Origin of the sequence: Paenibacillus sp. GCM10028914 (genome assembly GCF_042666275.1) — a bacterium.
In the GTDB taxonomy this organism is placed as follows: Bacteria; Bacillota; Bacilli; order Paenibacillales; family Paenibacillaceae; genus Paenibacillus_AQ.
On sequence record NZ_JBHTFO010000004.1, the window covers coordinates 200,990 to 216,840 of the forward strand.

The window sequence follows — 15,851 nt, forward strand, 5'->3', positions numbered from 1 at the left end:
CGGATGCACCGAGAAGTCTATCCCCGCATATGCTGATTAAAAAAATGAGGGAGCGTCACAATTTGGAAAATAAAATCAACGATATGTTAGAGCATATTTCGCACTCTCAGCAACAGATAGCGCGAATCTTAGAAGCTCAGCGTCATGCAGCAGTTCGTATGACACAAATTATAGATTCATTACCTAACCATCAACTTCAACAACCTTCTGAAGACAAAAATTCATCAGGAGGACAGGTGGAACAAGTAAACGGGAGTATCGTAGCTTATTTAAACTCGATGGCAGATTTGCAGCAAACCGTGGCTGATAGTTTGGAAATCGCTATGAAAGAACTGAAGGCTAATGAGCAAGGAGAAGAATAAAGAATAAAGAATCAAGCGTCAGTTGGAATAGGAGGAATGTACGTGAGCAAAGAGGAATCTTTCATGCGAATTCTGGATGCATCCGTTGTAATTCAACGTAACACGTATCTTATTCTGCAAGGTAAGGCCGTTGAGGCAGAGAAAGTATCTCAATGGGTATTGAATCAATATAGGGGTCCAGATGGCGAGTTGAAAGATTCGTTATCTATTCATGAGCAAATTGTAGAGCAAATAGAGGGTTTAACAAAGATGGGTTCTGGCTTGTGTCGTAATCTGCGCATTGTATTGGGAAGCTCTGATGATCAGAATGCTGACAGAATGGGAATGGGAATGGGATTTGACGGGTTCGATTTCGGAGTTCAGGATTGATGAAAGCCCAGATATACCGAGAACGCGCAGCTAAAATCGCAGTCATCTCATCGATAGCCAAGAGTCAGGAAGCCTTGGCTGGAATATTAGGAAATATCGCGGAGATAACTGAGCATTCCGATGTAACTACACGTAAACTTGCGGAGAATATCCGAGTGCTTAATGATTACCAGTCTGTGATGGTCGAGATGCTGACAGGTATACAGCTAAATCGCACTAAGCAGGGAATACCTCACTCTCCATGGTTAAACCCTATGTGTCAGTATAATCCAGAAGATAGGAGCTTGGAAGTAAAGGGGTATTCGTTATGAGAGGCAAGAGCGGTTCATCATCAGGCTTAGGGCGTAGTATGCCTACGGGTAAGCGGCGTTATGCTAAAAAATCAGGTCGACGCAAACATCACAATAGTCATGGACGCTACAAAAATAGACAGGGAGCTTCGCGAAAACGGTTTATCCCACCGGAGAGCTCCCCGACCTTTCATCAAGGTCATGAACAAGCGTACAATGAGGAATTTAAAGTTGGTTTTGCCCAAGGATATGAAGATGGGCGTTTTTCTGCTTTATCTTCACAGTGAGCAACAATCATTAAGGAATGGGGTGAGAACTTATGGGAAGGACCAAAAAAATAGACAAGCGATTCATTCGAGGAACATGGCGTAAAATGGACCTTTCTAAATCGTTTCAGTTCTTCTCGGATAAGGAAATAAGATTAAAACATCGAAGAATGGAATGTTTGAAAGACTCATATAAGAGCAGTATTTGGAAGCTGGTTATTGCAGCGGATTCGAAGAGACTCCCTGTCATACTGAAAATTTCAAAAGAACTTAAAGACGAGCGTCCCGAAAGTACCGTTGAGAAAAACATGTATATTAAAGCAATTAAATGGTTGAAGCCTTTTATGCCAGAAGTTTATTTGAGCAAAAGAAATATAAATGGTCATGACTTATGGGTGTTCATGGAGTATATCAAACCTCTTAAAGGGAGGGTGCAATTTCATCCTGATCACTTTGACAAGATCATCCCAACTCTGGCAAGGCTGCATGCGTCTACAATGAATGAACGGTTTATTGAACAGGAAAAGTTATTCTCAGATTGGCTGCCACGATACGATTCTAAGGAAGCACGTGAGGAGAGAAAGAGTCTAAGAGAGTCCACGCTTTATTATCTCGATGAAGCGATGAAGAATCATGATTTAAATACGATAATCGAACCATATTATTCTTTGTTACTTAAAATTATGGAGAGAGACGAAGAGTATTTCCCACAGGTTAGGCTATCGGGATGCTGTATAATCCATGGGGATTTGCACACACAAAACATTGTCTGCCCCAATGTGAACAAGAATGAATGGAGTATTAAGTTTATCGATTGGGAAGGTGCAAAATTTGCACCCTGCTGGTTTGATCTCGTCAATTTGATTGGCGTTTTTTTGGCGTATCGTCAAGAGTGGAGTAGCGAAGAAGAAGCAATAACTGAACGCTGTGTTCACTTGTATGCAAATGAGATGAGGAAGAACGGAGTTATTTTTCATACAGATCCTATGGAACTATATGAGAAGGCATACTTTAAAAAAATACTTGAAAAAGGCTTATACCTTCAACTGAACTGGGCAGTAACTGGCAAAAAAGAAGCGAAGCTGCTGCAGGTTTATTTAGATAAAATTAAAAATATTTGGGAAAAATATGAAACGGATTAGCGTTTCTTCGTATGTCATAGTCTTTAACCCCCGCAAATTTGCGAGGGTTTTTTTATTGTGAAGAAATAGCGTCCAATAATGACCTGTTCTCAAATAAATGAGTCAAGTATACCCTTCAAAGAATAGAAGACTGGCATAGGATATACCAGACTTTAATAGAGAGAAGGGATAATCTGTGAAAATACTGCTGGCTACTATATATGCATATCCTCCAAGAGGTGGACTCGGAAAGTATATGCATGAGCTGAAGACAGGGCTAGAACAGCAAGGTCACACTGTAGATATTTTAGCAAGACATCATGATGAATACTACCTTACGAAAGGGAATAAACAATCTCTGCTAAAACGAAGAAAGTCTGGACGGAAATCACAATTACTCTCATCCAGTTGGATTGGAATTCAGGCGTTGAAGTATTTAAGCGATATAAAGGAAGAGGCTATAAAGTTTTTTGATGCTGTTCAAATGGTAGATTTATCGCAATATCAGGTTATTCACGCTCAGGAAATTATCTCAGCCAGTATTTTAAAGCTCTATAAGCCTCGTGCTACCCCTCTGTTTCTTACGTTGCATGGCTGTGTTACAGCCGAATACTATTATAACGGTTTCATTAAACCGAACTCTATCGGATGGAACATCTTATCGACTTTCGAATCACAAGTTATTCAACAATGTAATGCAACAATCTTACCTTCACAGTGGCTTTTGAATGTGTACAAAAAATGCAAAATCTCGACGAATAACATGAAAGTGATTACGAATGGAATTGATGTTGAAGCTTTTCAACGTCAGATGGATCAGAAGACGAGAATTCAAAGTCCTTCTGGAAAAACCGTCATTATCTGCACCGGACGTCTAGAGAAAGTGAAGGGACAACAGGTATTGCTTGAATCATTAGCACGGTTGAAAAAGAAGCGCAGTGATTGGGTTTGTTGGATTGTAGGAAGAGGAAAGAATGAAAGCAAATTAAAGAAACAAGCTAAGAAGCTCGGGTTAGGTAATTCCGTCGAATTTTTAGGGATGCGCAGTGATATTCCGGCTCTTCTAAAACAGGCCGATATCTTTGTAATTCCAAGCCTGCAGGATAATTACCCATACTCGCTAGTAGAAGCATTCGTTGCAGGAAAAGCCATTATTGGTTCCGAGGTTGGTGGAATTACGGAAATGATAGAACACTCTCAAAATGGTCTGCTGGTTCCTCCGAACGACAGTGGCAGTCTCCACAGAGAAATGAAAAAACTTCTGGAAAAACCAAAGATGAAAAAACAATTGAGCAGAGAAGCCAAACAGTGGGGGGGAACACAATTTTCGCTTAAGAAAATGACGGGTGAGGTGCTAGATATTTATAATCATGCTTTGACAAAAGAAGCACCTGTTAGGAGCGGGAGTTAAAATGTTGGAAAAAGGATTGTCAATTATTAAGTTAGATAAGAACAATATGCAGCGCTATTTATCGGATTTGCTTGAGCTCGAGCATCTTGTTTATTTAAAGAGAGGACACTTATATTCAACAGAAGAGTGGGGGGAGAGCCAGTTTCTTTTAGATGTGCCGGGAAAATTTGATATAAGCTTTGGTGTAGTGAAGGAGGACTTGGGCAAACTTGTTGCTTTTATGATTTGCTCAGAACCGATCCCGGGTGTTAGTCATGTGAATCGGATAGCTGTGCACCCCAAACACCCAGGAGACAATATAGGCAGAAGACTTATGCTTCAGCTTTTTAAGGAGTGGAACAATATGCCGCAGTTTAAAACACTGACTGGCATTATCCGTTTAGATCATAAATTATCCCTGCCCTTTACACAGAAGCTTGGTGCTCAGATCGCTGACAAATCCTATATGACTCATCATTTCAAGCAAATTGGAAGAACAGATGTGCAGATATTCGATGACCATTTCAAGGACAGATATGGTATAAGCTATGCATTGATTTATTTTGAAAAATAAATTTTCTTGTTTGCCAGTTCATTTACCTGATGTACCATGACGGAGGAGAGGAAGCGATGCTAAAGAAAATATGCATTTATCAACCTAATGTTTTCCCCCCTCTTCATTATTTCAATCGTATTATGAACAGTGATGTTTGGGTTGTGCTTGACGATGTCCAGCTAAACAGGAAGGTAGGGCAAACTCGTATCCCTTTGAAAATAAATGGCCATGAGCACAACTTTATCATACCTGTACTTGGCGGGAATCGAGTAAAAATCAATGCAGCTTCCATAGCATATCATGAAGACTGGATAGCCAAATTTAAATCAGCACTCAGTCACGCATATGGAAAAAGCCCCTATTTTGATACACTTTGGTCTTCTGCTGTAGAGTATATCGATTATCATCGGCAAATGGATTCTAGTTTCACGCTATTTTGTGAACAGTTTACGACTCGGATGCTTCGAAAGTTAGGGTGGCAAGGAGAAGTGGTTAGCTCGACAGATCTGGTTATGAACATGAAAGCATCTGAACGCATAGCAGAAATTGTATATCAATTGGAAGGAACTCATTATGTTGGTGGGGGCAAGGGTTTCGAACAATATGTAGACATGGAGCACTTCCGTAATCGTAACGTGAGTATTATCGTTCAAAACTGGAAGTGTCCTGAGTATCCACAAAGCAAAGGGAAATTTGTTTCAAACCTGTCCATTCTTGATCTTATCGCTAATGTGAGTCTGGATGAAGGTAGACAACTGCTTCTTTCGGGTGGGTTAAACGGATGGGAAGTGTATAAATAAGCTGCGAATAAATACACGAGCCTTGTGCTTGTGTATTTATTTATGAGATTAGAGATGTTGAGCAGCTAGTGAGAGTGATGAGCATTCTGATCTCGCAATAAAATCTTATGTCATGATCGAGTTTCTCAACATAGGATGTAGAAGGAATCTAAAGTGGAGGACTATGAATATGACGAAAACGAATAAATCTGGTGGATATGAGAAAGGCCGATCAGATGGATTTGAAAAGGGAAAAAAAGATGGGTATGTAAAAGGATTCGAGGATGCACAAGCTTTAGTGGATAGTCCGCCTCTTCATGATATAAGCGTAAAATGGCGTGAGTTCCAGTGTGCTGAGAAGATATCAATCCATTTCGGAACTACGGTCGTATTAAATGATCGAAAGATGGAGTGCTTAAAGGAAACGGTAAAAAGTGCGATCTGGAAGCTTGAAGTTGGAGCTGATAACCAGGAGCATCCTATCATTTTAAAAATATTTAAAGCGCCAGTGACTGATCAAAAACTCACGGAGCTGAATATGTATCGTAAGGCAAGTCCGATTTTGCCAGATTTGATACCTACGATTTATTTGATATTAGAGGGAATAAACGATGATGAAGTGTGGGTGTTTATGGAGTTTGTTCCCCAAGTAAAGGGTCAGCTTATCTTCACGCCAGATCACTTTGACAAAATCATTCCTTCCTTAGCTAAACTTCATGCTCTAACTTACAATGAGAACTTTTACAACAAGTGGGATGTATTTGAGGATTGGCTTCCGCGATATGAGTCGGAATCTGTATCTGCTGAACGATTGAAACAGCATGAAAAGACTATGGAATACTTGGAAAAAGCAATAGATCATCCTGAGCTAAAGCTGAAACTTAATGACAGTTATAACGATTTGCAGATCATTCTAAATAAAGGCCCGGTTTATTTTCCAGAGCTTATTGAAGCAGGGAAAAGTATAATCCACAATGATCTGCAGACCCCGAATATCGGCTGCCACAATGTGGCTGAAGAGAATTGGAATATTAAGTTTATCGATTGGGAAGGTGCACGGTTCTCACCTTGCTGGTTCGATATGTTCAACTTGATTGGTGTGTTTTTTGCTTATCGGAAAGATTGGAGAGCTGACGAGGACTTGGTAATCGAGCGTTGTGCACGTCTTTATGCTGCTGAAATGCTTAAATATGGCATCACCTTTGAAGTGGATCCGATTCGTTTATATAAAATGGCTTATTTACAGAGAGTACTGGAGCGAAGCCTATATAATCAGCTTCATTGGGGAATGGACGGCATTAAATCTGCCTTTTTGCTGGAAGGTTATTTAGAGAAGATTAAAATATGGGGTAAAGAACTGGGCCTGTATTAAAGTCGGTATCTACCCAAATGAGATATGTATCTATGCGAGTGCAACACTAGGACGGATCGAGGTTTCCAATCTCACAAAAAGGAGGTATGAGCATGAACCATGTTGTAACCTATCTTGATTTGGCAGATTCGTTGCTGTGTTCCATTCCAACCCGAGCTCGAATAACCGGAAGCCCGAAGCTATCCTCTCAAAAATCCTTCCAGGTCAGAGTGGATCGAACGATGCCATTTGAGTTTATTGCCAATTTAATGCCTCCTTTTTGCAGGTTATGGGGATCAGATGTCCATTTTGATTATTCTGATTACGATGCTGCTCTGACCGTACTCGGCGGAGAGCTAAAGGCCGATGTGTTTATCATATGGATAGATTGGCGAATCTATCTAAAATCGATGACAGCCTATGAAGCAGTACATTGGCTGCAAGAGAGGCTTGCACAATTACGCGCTTCAACGGATAAACCGATATGGGTAAATAACTGGCCAGAGTCTCTTGGGGCGGGCGATATCTTATTCAGTTTTACTGCCAGCGATAACGGATGGTTTCGCAAGTTAAACTCCCTTCTGTCAGAATGGATCGAGCAAACCGCCGGTATTATGCTGATTGATCTAGCTGTGTTAGTTCATGAAGGATCGAATTCTTTTTATGATTATCGAAATGAAGAAATAAGCAATTATCCTTTTTCTAATGAAGCAACCATTCTCATCTCCCGCCACCTAAGTGTTCATCTACTTCCTGCAACGTTTGCCCCCCGCCTTAAAGCCCTCGCCCTCGATCTTGACGACACGTTGTATAACGGGGTCCTTGGCGAAGAAGGAGTGGAAGGGATATCACTTACCGAAGGCCATACATTACTGCAAAAGCTGCTGCTTCGTCTTAAACAATCGGGTATACTTCTAACCTTATGTACACGTAATGAGGAAGAAGACGTCAAAGCATTGTTTGAAAAGCGGGATGACTTTCCTCTAAAGTGGGATGATTTTGCAGCAGTGTGTGCAAACTGGCGGACCAAAGCAGAAAATCTGAAGCATTTGGCACAGATCTTGAACATTGATCCTTCAAGCTTTTTGTTTGTGGATGACAACCCAGCTGAATTAATCAAGATGGCGGCCGCATGGCCAGAGGTACACTTGCTCCGCGCAAAGAGAAGCGGTCAAGAGACCATGAAAGGATTATGCCATTATCCGGGACTTTATCAACTTCATTCCGATGGTGTCGGTTTATCCAGAACAGTGGATATTCAGGCAAATCAAAAGCGGGATAAAATTAAAAATGAAGCGTCTGATTATAACGCGTATTTAGATAGTCTGGGAATGCGTATTACCGTGTACGAGAATGAACTTTCTCATGTTAAACGCTTGTATGAATTAAGCCATAAAACGAACCAGTTTAATTTGGCTTTAAGACGGATGAAAGGCAATGAAGTCAAAGAGTTTATGGATAACAATGCATATTTATGTATTACCATTTCTCTCTCGGATATGTTGTCCGACAGTGGGATCATAGGCGCTTTTGTATGTCGGATCGAAGGGGAGCAGGCACAGCTGCTTGAAACGCTCTTTAGCTGCAGAGCGCTTGGCCGAGAGATTGAAACGGTGACCTTTGCCTGGATGTTAGAAAGATTAATGAATCGGGGAGTTAAGCAGTTAGACATAGACACGGCTCAAGGGCCGAGAAATGCTCCCGCCTTGGAATGGATAACGCGATTCGCACAGGACTTGACCAAACCCCAATCACTTAAAGAATTGTTGGTACATGTGAAAGCTGCATGCAATGATCATCCTGCAAAGGTGGAGGTGAATCAATGAATGATGAACTACGGAAACAAGTAGGAACAATTCTGTCTGATGTGCTAAACACCGCATGGCCACCGAATGAAAATCCGAAGCGTGAGGAACTGCCAAGCTGGGATTCATTGAAGCATATGGAGCTTATTCTCCGTCTTGAAGAGCAATTTAACGTTCGTTTTTCCATTAATGAAGTAGCGGGAATAACAAGTCTGGATGATTTAGTTGAGATTATAGAGGTGAAATCGTGAAGCATGACATCTTGGTTGAACGCTTCGGGATTCGTTTGAGGCCTATTACGATGGACGATGCTGATTTTATTTTCAAATTAAGAAGATCACCTGAATTGTCGAGGTATATCGGGGAAATTGACTCTCGCTTTTCTGTTCATCAATCATGGCTGGAAGAGTATTTTCATCGAGATGGCGATTATTACTTCTGTATTGAGTTGTTGTCAGGAGAAGCTGTTGGCACAATTGCGATTTATGATATCGCAGATCAAACCGGTAATTGGGGTCGGTGGATTATATCGCCTTCAATTCCGGCCGCGCCAGCCAGCGTGTGGCTTATTTTTCATGTTGCGTTTGATATTTTAGGACTGACTAGTGTGTATTCAAATACGGTGATTGATAATGCAAGCGTCGTATCATTTCATGACAATTGCGGCCTTCCTCGCACAGGTGTTGAACATGGCGGTCTAACGATCAAGGGGGTTTCCTATGATATGGTTATTCATACAGCAACGAAAGAGAATTGGCCCTTGATTCAAGACAGATTGGAGAAACCTGCAATTATGGCCGAGCGTTTACTTAGGGAAGTGCCCGGTGAATAACTCGTCTATATCAATAATATAATTCGTTTATCTAATAACTTTTGGCAACGGAACTCTCGTTGTCTTTTTTCTTTATAAAGCACCTATTATTTTTCAAAGTCCAAGAACACGATCTAAGAGTTTCATATAGATATATAAAGGTGAGTGAAGGACAGGCATTCCGCGAATATCTAAGGGAGAGGAGGGATAAGAACATGCTTGAATCAGGACAAGAGAGAATCCTTATATTTGTCCCACATGCTGATGATGAGGTTTTGGGATGCGGTGGATTAATTGAAAAAGCTTGCAGATATAACAACCAAGTAAAGGTCGTTTTGGCCTCTGTCGGAAACTCATTTTTTTGGCACAGAGATCAGCCGGTGTCTGTTAATACACGCAAGAAGGAGTTTTTTGATGCGCTGAAATACCTTGGATGCACAGATAATGATATTATGTATGACGATAAGGAAAGTATATTAGACACGATCCCCAAAAGGGAAATCGTAACCAAGATTGACAGGTATTTAATGGATTTCAAACCCACAATGGTTTTTATTCCTTATCCAAGTTTTAATCACGATCATCAAGTGTTGTATGAAGCTTGCATGGCAGGTTTGCGTCCGGTTCCTCATAGGAATTATAAAATCATAGCAATGTATGAATATCCTCTTATTGTCTGGCAGCACCCTAAGCTTACGGATGTTGGAGAGTTATATTTGGACATTAGCGAAACAATAGATAAAAAGATAGAAGCCTTACGAAAACATAAATCGCAGCTGCGAGAGCCAAAGCACTTAATTTCACCAGAATCCGTTAAAGAATGGGCCGCTAAACGAGGTATGGAAAATGGATTTATGTATGCGGAGAAGTATCACCTGCTCAGAGTGACGTTATAGTGAATGAGCACTAAATGCAGAAAAAATACAACGCTCATGCCTGGATGATGATTCACATTCTAGGCGTGAGCGTTGTCTAATTATCAAGATTTATATTTCTCGCTAAGAGTTTCCGATTCCTTGATAATAATATCCTAGGGCTTTCATTCTTTTGGCATCAAGTAGATTCCTGCCGTCAAAAAGGTTTGCCTGATTCATAGACTCTTTCATTCTCTCCCAATCTATGCTCTGATACATCGCCCATTCGGTACAGATGAATACAGCATCAACATCTTCAACAGCCTCTTCCGGTGTACTGCAGAATGTAACGGAATCATGTAAAAGCTCCGGAGGGAGCTTTGCAACGGGATCATGGACTCTGATGTGCGCAAGTTCGGCAAGAAGGCGGCGGGCAATTCGAATGGAGGCAGCTTCTCGGATGTCATCTGTGCCTGGTTTAAAGGAGAGGCCCAATAGGGCTATTTTTTTTCCATCAAATTCTCTCAGCCTCTCACGAGCTTTTGTTATTAAATATAAATATTGAGTCTGATTTACGGATTCGGTTTGTTCCAATATGGATAGCGGGATACCGTGTACATTTGATATTCGGAGTAGCGCAGATACATCCTTAGGGAAACAGGAGCCTCCGTATCCGATACCAGCTTGAAGAAAGCTTAGACCGATTCTTGGGTCTAGACCGATGCCATGGGCAACTTCACCTACATTGACCCCTAATTCGTCGCAAAGTATGGCCAGTTCATTGATATATGAAATTTTCGTTGCTAAAAATGCATTTGCAGCATATTTGATCAATTCCGCAGTATTAGGTGTTGTAATGACGAACGGACAGTTCATCGTTTGATACAATTCCTTCAGAATGCTGGCGGCCTGTGGGCTGTCAGCCCCAATAATAACCCGATCAGGGTATAGTGCATCCGTCAATGCCTTTCCTTCACGTAAAAACTCGGGATTAGAAGCGACATCGAATGGGTGGGGATAGAGTTGTGCGGTGCGAATCCAATCTGTGACTTTGATCTGCGTACCGACGGGAACCGTACTTTTATTCACAATCAGCTTATAGCTATCCATGTTATGGCCAATCTCTTCAGCTAATTGCTTTACATATTGTAAATCTGCACTCCCGTCAGAGCGGGAAGGAGTCCCTACACATAAAAAGATCACATCATTGTCCTTGATCGCTTCATCTGTATTGGAAGTAAAATGAATCCTTCCAGATTGCAAATGTTTCTTCAGAAGAACTTCGAGTCCTTCCTCATAAAAAGGAATTGAGCCTTGTTGAAGTAGTCTTATTTTGTTTTGATCCACATCAAGCCCCGTTACATTCCATCCCATTTCTGCCAGCACTAAAGCGGTTGTGGTACCCACATATCCTGTACCTGCTACCAGAATATTCATGAAATCAGTCACACTCCCTTAAAAAATAACTTCTGAGTGAAGTTATTACAATCACTTTATGAGAAAAAGTTAGGGATTGACATGGGTATTGTTCCTGATGAAAACGCCGTTTCTCTCCAGTAGCATAATTAATAATCTAAAAGTAGTGTTTTTTTTCAGCTGACATCAATATGGAATGATACATGATCTGGCCAAAAGGGGGGAGTGCGGTGGTATCAATCATTTGTTGTACGATGAGACCTTCTTTCATGGAAAATGTATTCAGCAATTATAATCGTCAGAGCTTTACAGACAAGGAAATGATAATCATCTTAAACCAAGATGATATGGATATTGACAGATGGAAGGAAGAAGCAAAGAAATATAACAATGTGTCTGTATATCAACTATCTGAAAAATGTCAGTTAGGAAAATGCATGAACTATGGAATTGAGAAAGCAAGGTATAGCATCATCGCAAAATTTGATGACGATGATTATTATGCGCCTGATTATATAAAAGAGGCAGTTCACACATTAAGAACAAAAAAGGCTTCTATTGTTGGCAAACACACCTCGTTCTTGTTTTTCGAAGAGAAAAAAGCACTTATGTTGTTTCGGGACGGGGGAGAGAAGAAGTATCGAAGGCATATTAAAGGAGGATCATTGCTGTTCTACAAGTCTGTGTGGAAAAAAGTAAAGTTTAATGAACAGTTAGTACATGCCAGTGATGCCGATTTCCTGAGAAGATGCAAGCGCAAGGACTATCGGATATACTCCTCATCTAAATTCAATTATGTATGCATCAGGAGAAAGGATATAAGCTCACATACACAAAAAAAGAGCACAGAAGAATATATGTCTCAGTGCAAGTTAATAAAGTACACCAATGACTATCCCCCGCTCATAACCAAAAGTTTTGCTAGTCTAAGCATTTAATAGTTTGGATAAGGATGTGATTCAACTGGATGGGAATAGTGAAAGATTTCTTGTCTTCGGTGCTCCGCATTTTACCCAAGCAGAAATAACGGATGTTATTGACTGTTTGCAAAGCGGATGGATATCCACCGGACCCAAGGTGGAACTTTTTGAAAGACGATTCAAGCAGTATAAAGGATCGATTTATTGTGCGGCTGTCAATTCATGTACTGCTGCACTGCATTTAGCATTAATAGCCTCAGGAATTAGACCGGGTGATGAGGTGATTACAACACCTTTGACTTTTTGTGCCACAGTAAACGCCATTATTCATAGCGGAGCGACCCCTGTTCTTGCTGACATTGATCCAGTTTCAATGAATATAGATCCTGTACGGATAGAGGAAAAAATAACGAAGCGTACACGAGCGATTATACCCGTTCACTTTGCTGGCAGGTCATGCAATATGGATGCTTTGATGGATCTTGCCGCTAAATACAATTTAAAAGTGATAGAGGATTGTGCACATGCGATTGAAACGGAATACATGGGGAAAAAGGCAGGAACCTTTGGTGATTTTGGATGCTTCAGCTTTTATGCCACCAAAAATGTCGTAACCGGCGAAGGCGGAATGGTTATTGCCAAGAAGCAAGAGGATATTGACAGAGTAAAAACACTTGGACTTCACGGGATGTCTAAAGATGCATGGAAACGTTTTTCGGATGAAGGGTACAAACATTATCAGGTTGTTGACGTAGGATTCAAATACAACATGATGGATCTTCAAGCAGCCATTGGTATTCATCAGCTTGAGAAGGTAGAAGAAAATTGGCTTCGCCGGGAAGCGATCTGGAATCGATATAATCATGATTTGGCCCATCTTCCATTAGAGCTGCCTTCCTCCATAGAACCTAATACCCGTCATGCCTATCATTTGTATACCGTATTGATCGATAAAGAAACAGCAGGACTTAGCCGGGACGACTTTCTCACGGCCATGACTAAAAAGAAAATCGGTGTGGGTGTCCATTATTTAAGCATTCCAGAACATCCCTACTACCAAAAGACCTACGGCTGGAAGCCGGAAGACTATCCGAGTGCCTTACGAGTTGGACGTCAGACGGTCAGCTTACCTCTAACACCTAATTTGAGTGATCAGGATGTTGATCGTGTTATTCAATCCGTTCATCAGATTTTGACGAAGAATTAGTAACTTTTGGAGAGGAGCATCATTTGATGAAGCCAGTGTTTATGGTGATTGGTTCGGGGCATAGGCATGAGTTAGTTATTGAGAAGGTGAAGAAGCTTGGCATGGATGCCTTAGTCGTTACAAATGCTTCTGAATCGAGAGCAGCCTTGATCGCTGATTATTATGAAAAAGCGGATGTTACTGATATCAAAATGATCGAAAAAATAGCAAGGGCATACGGAATTGTAGGTTCAATAACTGTAGCTGAGACTGCTGTACCAACATGTTGCTACATTAATGAGGCGTTAAGTCTTCCTAACCAAGGAAGAGGAATTAGTCAGGTTGTTAGGGACAAATACCTCATGAGACAAAGCTTTGCAAAGAATAACGTGCGGTCGCCTGTTTTCTACAAGATAGAAAATGAGGAGGACTACAGAATTGTAGAAAAAATAATAAAGGCAGTTATCCATTTATGGCCTTATATTGTAAAGCCTACAGATGGTGAGAATAGTCGAGGCGTAACAAAAATTACGGAATTTGATCAATTTCATGCAGCGGTTGAGCATGCAAGGAAGAATTCGAACAATGGAAAAATCATCGTTGAGCAATATATCGTGGGACTGGAGATTGGTGCTCAGTGCTTTTGTATCAATGGAGAGATGGCTTTATGTCTAATTCATAATGATGGTTTATCGGATCAAATGGTGCCGATTGCTCATTCATTCCCTGTCTGTTTAGACGAACAAACGGTATCCGAAGTTAAGGAAGAGTGTGCAAAAGCTTTACAAAGCTTAGGTATTCAGAATGGGCCGAGCAATGTGGATATTATTATCGACGAAGACGGCCGGCCTCATATTCTAGAAATTGGGGCTCGAATGGGAGGTACTGAGTTACCGCAGTTAGTAGAGGCACATAGTGGAATAGATATCATTGAAGCTTCTATTCTTCTTGCCAGTGGAAAAACAGTAGAACTTAAGGCTCCGAAAAATATTCCGGTGGCTTCGATGGTGATTCATTTCGATAAAACTGCGCGAGTGAAAACTATAGAGAACTATGATCATTTAGTGAAGCGCTATAAGCCTCTGGAATATAGGGTGGACCTGGGCATCAATACAAAGGTTAAATACGGATATGTAATCTACTCGGGCGATGATGCCAAAAGCGCGGAAAGACAGTGTGCCAGGTTTATTCGCAAATTGAAGCGGTTAGTCGAATTCATCTGAGGAAAGGTGCTGAAATGGTTGTGCAAAATCATCAAACAGGAAGCCCAATCACAGTTGTTCATTATTATTCCAGCTGGCTGCCTAGAACAATGCCTTGGTTATATAACTTAATTCGGTTCCTGCCTAGCGAGGTAAATAACCACATTGTCTGTAGGAAGACAGAGAACTTAGAACAATATCAACTTCCTGGTATAGAAGTAGGCTCTTTAGCCGAGAGCGTAATAAAGAATAAAGCCCAAATTATTCATTCCCACTTTGGTAACGAAGGATGGAGGAATATTACCACCGTAAAAGAGACCGGTGTAAAACATGTGGTGTCCTTTTACGGCCTGGATGTTAACCGGCTGCCTACGATAAACCCCAAGTGGAAGATTCGATACCAGAGAATGTTTGATACCGTAGATGCTGTTCTTTGTGAAGGTGAACATATGGCCCAGTGCATCATAAATATGGGCTGTCCAAATGAAAAAGTTCATGTATACCACCTAGGTGTTGATATAAATCGCTATGTATTTCAACCTAGAAAATGGGATCCTTCTCAAACGTTGAAAGTGCTTATTTCCGCTGGATTTAAAGAGAAGAAGGGAATTCCATACGCACTTTTGGCAATAGCAAGGTTAAAGAGGAGGAGGTATATCTCTGATATACAAGTTTCGATTATAGGGTATGCAAATCCCTCGAAACAACGAATGGTCGAAGAAAAAGAGAGGATCATGAGGATCATTGAGGAGCATAACTTATCGGAAAATGTCCGTTTACTAGGCTATCAAAAACATGACGTTCTTATGGAAGAAGCATATAAACACCACTTGTTTATTTCACCTAGTGTTACGGCAAAGGATGGGGATACAGAAGGTGGGGCTCCAGTAACGATTCTGGAAATGGCAGCGACTGGAATGCCTATCGTGAGTACAACCCACTGTGATATTCCAGGAGTATTAGGCGCAACTAACAGATCCTTACTGGTAGAGGAAAGAGATGTCAGAGCTTTATCCAAGGAAATTCTTCAAATCCTCAGTATGTCCTCCTGGGATGCTATGGTAACCGAAAACAGACGGCATATTGAACAGTACTTCTCTGCGTCCACACAAGGGAAAGTGTTGGCTGATATTTATAGAAAGTTGTTATGACTCCTATGAAAGGAGGTTAATT

Annotated in this window: 18 protein-coding genes; 17 read left to right on the top strand and 1 reads right to left on the bottom strand. The window is 41.0% G+C overall.

All coding sequences use genetic code 11. From position 1 onward, the window contains the following. Positions 1-29 precede the first annotated feature (29 nt). From ACFQV5_RS03555 to ACFQV5_RS03615, 13 genes are all read left to right on the top strand, one after another. The gene (locus tag ACFQV5_RS03555) at positions 30-362 is read left to right on the top strand and encodes a nucleoside-diphosphate sugar epimerase (protein ID WP_379243723.1); all 333 of its coding nucleotides are present in this window, start codon (positions 30-32) and stop codon (positions 360-362) included. Between the two features lie 36 nt (positions 363-398). After that, positions 399-731 carry an alpha-helical endospore appendage domain-containing protein gene (locus tag ACFQV5_RS03560; protein WP_379243725.1) on the top strand — a complete coding sequence of 111 codons (333 nt, stop codon included), beginning with the start codon at positions 399-401 and terminating at the stop codon, positions 729-731. Next, complete coding sequence (locus ACFQV5_RS03565; RefSeq protein WP_379243727.1) at positions 731-1,042, top strand: hypothetical protein; 312 nt, start codon at positions 731-733, stop codon at positions 1,040-1,042. The genes ACFQV5_RS03560 and ACFQV5_RS03565 overlap by 1 nt, the downstream gene beginning before the upstream one ends. After that, positions 1,039-1,308, top strand: coding sequence for a hypothetical protein (locus ACFQV5_RS03570; RefSeq protein WP_379243729.1), 270 nt, complete (start codon positions 1,039-1,041; stop codon positions 1,306-1,308). The genes ACFQV5_RS03565 and ACFQV5_RS03570 overlap by 4 nt, the downstream gene beginning before the upstream one ends. 32 nt (positions 1,309-1,340) lie before the next feature. Continuing rightward, positions 1,341-2,429, top strand: a complete 1,089-nt coding sequence (locus ACFQV5_RS03575) for a phosphotransferase (protein ID WP_379243731.1) — start codon at positions 1,341-1,343, stop codon at positions 2,427-2,429. Positions 2,430-2,604: 175 nt separating this feature from the next. Next, positions 2,605-3,819, top strand: a complete 1,215-nt coding sequence (locus tag ACFQV5_RS03580) for a glycosyltransferase family 4 protein (protein ID WP_379243733.1) — start codon at positions 2,605-2,607, stop codon at positions 3,817-3,819. Position 3,820: 1 nt separating this feature from the next. Further along, a complete protein-coding gene (locus tag ACFQV5_RS03585) occupies positions 3,821-4,372 on the top strand; it encodes a GNAT family N-acetyltransferase (protein ID WP_379243735.1) in 552 nt (183 codons plus the stop codon). 56 nt (positions 4,373-4,428) lie between these two features. Then, positions 4,429-5,154 (top strand): WbqC family protein, encoded by a 726-nt coding sequence (locus ACFQV5_RS03590; RefSeq protein ID WP_379243737.1) that lies wholly within the window; start codon positions 4,429-4,431, stop codon positions 5,152-5,154. Positions 5,155-5,323: 169 nt separating this feature from the next. Then, positions 5,324-6,505, top strand: coding sequence for a phosphotransferase (locus ACFQV5_RS03595; protein WP_379243739.1), 1,182 nt, complete (start codon positions 5,324-5,326; stop codon positions 6,503-6,505). Between the two features lie 92 nt (positions 6,506-6,597). Then, the gene (locus ACFQV5_RS03600) at positions 6,598-8,310 is read left to right on the top strand and encodes an HAD-IIIC family phosphatase (RefSeq protein ID WP_379243741.1); all 1,713 of its coding nucleotides are present in this window, start codon (positions 6,598-6,600) and stop codon (positions 8,308-8,310) included. Then, positions 8,307-8,540, top strand: coding sequence for an acyl carrier protein (locus tag ACFQV5_RS03605; protein WP_379243743.1), 234 nt, complete (start codon positions 8,307-8,309; stop codon positions 8,538-8,540). Before ACFQV5_RS03600 ends, ACFQV5_RS03605 begins: the two co-directional genes overlap by 4 nt. Beyond that, positions 8,537-9,121, top strand: coding sequence for a GNAT family N-acetyltransferase (locus tag ACFQV5_RS03610; protein WP_379243745.1), 585 nt, complete (start codon positions 8,537-8,539; stop codon positions 9,119-9,121). Before ACFQV5_RS03605 ends, ACFQV5_RS03610 begins: the two co-directional genes overlap by 4 nt. 194 nt (positions 9,122-9,315) lie before the next feature. Next, positions 9,316-9,996, top strand: coding sequence for a PIG-L deacetylase family protein (locus ACFQV5_RS03615; protein WP_379243747.1), 681 nt, complete (start codon positions 9,316-9,318; stop codon positions 9,994-9,996). A gap of 102 nt (positions 9,997-10,098) precedes the next feature. On the opposite strand, the gene ACFQV5_RS03620 is transcribed toward ACFQV5_RS03615, so the two are convergent. Continuing rightward, positions 10,099-11,391: a UDP-glucose dehydrogenase family protein gene (locus tag ACFQV5_RS03620; protein WP_379243749.1), complete on the bottom strand. Its 1,293-nt coding sequence runs from the start codon at positions 11,389-11,391 to the stop codon at positions 10,099-10,101. A 182-nt stretch (positions 11,392-11,573) separates the two neighbouring features. Here ACFQV5_RS03620 and ACFQV5_RS03625 point away from each other — a divergent pair, with 182 nt between their 5' ends. From ACFQV5_RS03625 to ACFQV5_RS03640, 4 genes are read left to right on the top strand one after another with little or no spacing between them, the layout of a single operon-like run. Beyond that, the gene (locus ACFQV5_RS03625; RefSeq protein ID WP_379243751.1) at positions 11,574-12,308 is read left to right on the top strand and encodes a glycosyltransferase; all 735 of its coding nucleotides are present in this window, start codon (positions 11,574-11,576) and stop codon (positions 12,306-12,308) included. Positions 12,309-12,312: 4 nt separating this feature from the next. Continuing rightward, positions 12,313-13,497 carry a DegT/DnrJ/EryC1/StrS family aminotransferase gene (locus ACFQV5_RS03630; protein ID WP_379243753.1) on the top strand — a complete coding sequence of 395 codons (1,185 nt, stop codon included), beginning with the start codon at positions 12,313-12,315 and terminating at the stop codon, positions 13,495-13,497. 26 nt (positions 13,498-13,523) lie between these two features. After that, complete coding sequence (locus ACFQV5_RS03635; RefSeq protein WP_379243755.1) at positions 13,524-14,699, top strand: ATP-grasp domain-containing protein; 1,176 nt, start codon at positions 13,524-13,526, stop codon at positions 14,697-14,699. Positions 14,700-14,719: 20 nt separating this feature from the next. Further along, positions 14,720-15,829 (top strand): glycosyltransferase, encoded by a 1,110-nt coding sequence (locus tag ACFQV5_RS03640; RefSeq protein ID WP_379243757.1) that lies wholly within the window; start codon positions 14,720-14,722, stop codon positions 15,827-15,829. The last annotated feature ends 22 nt before the right edge of the window (positions 15,830-15,851 follow it).